This is a genomic window from Bilophila sp. 4_1_30 (genome assembly GCF_000224655.1).
GTDB lineage: Bacteria > Desulfobacterota > Desulfovibrionia > Desulfovibrionales > Desulfovibrionaceae > Bilophila > Bilophila wadsworthia.
Map to the genome: position 1 here is coordinate 1 of NZ_JH114249.1, position 1,407 is coordinate 1,407.

General features: G+C 54.7%; 2 protein-coding genes. One reads left to right on the forward strand and one right to left on the reverse strand.

Translation table 11 applies throughout. From position 1 onward, the window contains the following. On the forward strand, nucleotides 1-644 hold a 644-nt coding region (locus HMPREF0178_RS19920), incomplete at its 5' end, for a GNAT family N-acetyltransferase (RefSeq protein WP_232281341.1). A gap of 102 nt (nucleotides 645-746) precedes the next feature. On the opposite strand, the gene HMPREF0178_RS19925 is transcribed toward HMPREF0178_RS19920, so the two are convergent. Further along, a complete protein-coding gene (locus tag HMPREF0178_RS19925) occupies nucleotides 747-1,244 on the reverse strand; it encodes a pyridoxamine 5'-phosphate oxidase family protein (RefSeq protein WP_009369340.1) in 498 nt (165 codons plus the stop codon). Nucleotides 1,245-1,407: the final 163 nt, after the last annotated feature.

Below are 1,407 nucleotides of genomic sequence, written 5' to 3' on the forward strand. Positions count from 1 at the left end.
CTCCCCCTTCAAAGACTTTTGACCTTATCGAATCCCTCTTGTCGGCTTTCCGCGAAAAAACGTTGTGTCGCCTGCTATTCGGCAAAGGCAAAGCAACCCCGCTTGTCCTCCATTCTTCTCCAAAAGGATTTCCAATGCCCTGTTTGAAGATGTTTGCGTCCCACTGTATCGTTCAAGCTGAGGAAGCGGACTTGGAGACAATACTGGAGTTGCAGCGGCTGGCGTATCAAAGTGAGGCAAGGCTGCTCAACGACTTTTCCATTCCGCCCCTCATGCAGACGCTTGAGGAAATGAAAGAAGAGCTCAGGAACGGCGTGTTCCTGAAGGCAGTTGATGCGGGCGGGCGGATTGTAGGGTCCGTTCGAGGTACTTTGCGGGGAGATACGCTGCTGATCGGAAAACTGATGGTACATCCCGAGTGCCAAGGAAACGGCCTTGGCTCCCGTCTGCTTCAAGAACAGGAAAAAAGCTGTCCTGCGCCCCGGCTGGAACTGTTCACCAGCAGCAAGAGCCTGGGCAATCTTTGCCTGTATGAGCGCAACGGCTACACCCGCTGCGCCGAAAAAGCCGTATCCCCAGCGCTGACGCTTATCTTTCTTGAAAAAAAGCCCTCTCATCCAGCCAGCGCACAGAATCCTGTGTGAGATGCCCGTTTCCCTAAAAGCAAAGGGAGACAGCCTGCCCCAAATCTCCCCGGAAGAAGAACGAGGAAAAGGCTGGCCTCTTCCTCGTTCGCTGTATCCTTGCTACCCTTTTTTATAACCCATGCCGGGCTCTCCGGCCTTGACGAGACGCTTGCCGGAAATATGCTCTATATTCAGGCGGAACACCCGGATCTTGTCGGCGGCGCGGTTGGCGTATTCTTCCGAGCTGATGGTGGAATACTTGTCGCCGACGACCTGCGCACAGCGGACTTTCTCTTCGCGGTCCTCAATTTCCTCAAGGAGCCCTGATACCATGACGCTCTTGTACTCAATGGAAAATTCTTCGGGCAACACATTCGTTTCCTGCACCGCCACAAAATGCGCCCGTGGATTCGCGGCAAAACAGGCCAGCTTGTAGCCGTCGCGCGCGCAGTGGAAGACAAGCCCCTTGCCGTCTTCCTCAACCGCGTACGTCAAAGGCACACCGTAGGGTTCGCCGTCCGGCCCAACCGTGGACAGCACGCCGTATTCCGCAGCTTTCAAATACGCCATCGCCTCTTCATCGGACACCTGCCGATCCTTGCGCCGCATCGCCACCATATGAGCAACCTCCGTGTTTTTCTCCCCCTATCCTATTCCTTCCCGGCTGTCATTCCCTGCCTTTCCAAAAGATCAGGCGCAAAAAAGAGTAAGGCAAAGTGGGGAGTAAGGCATCTTTTAAAACAAAAACCATCCGGCGCGATCAGAAACGGCCCGAAAGACC

Bases quoted from the DNA above. Each gene is read 5' to 3' on its own strand.
- HMPREF0178_RS19925 (WP_009369340.1), bottom strand. From the start codon at position 1,244: ATGGTGGCGATGCGGCGCAAGGATCGGCAGGTGTCCGATGAAGAGGCG.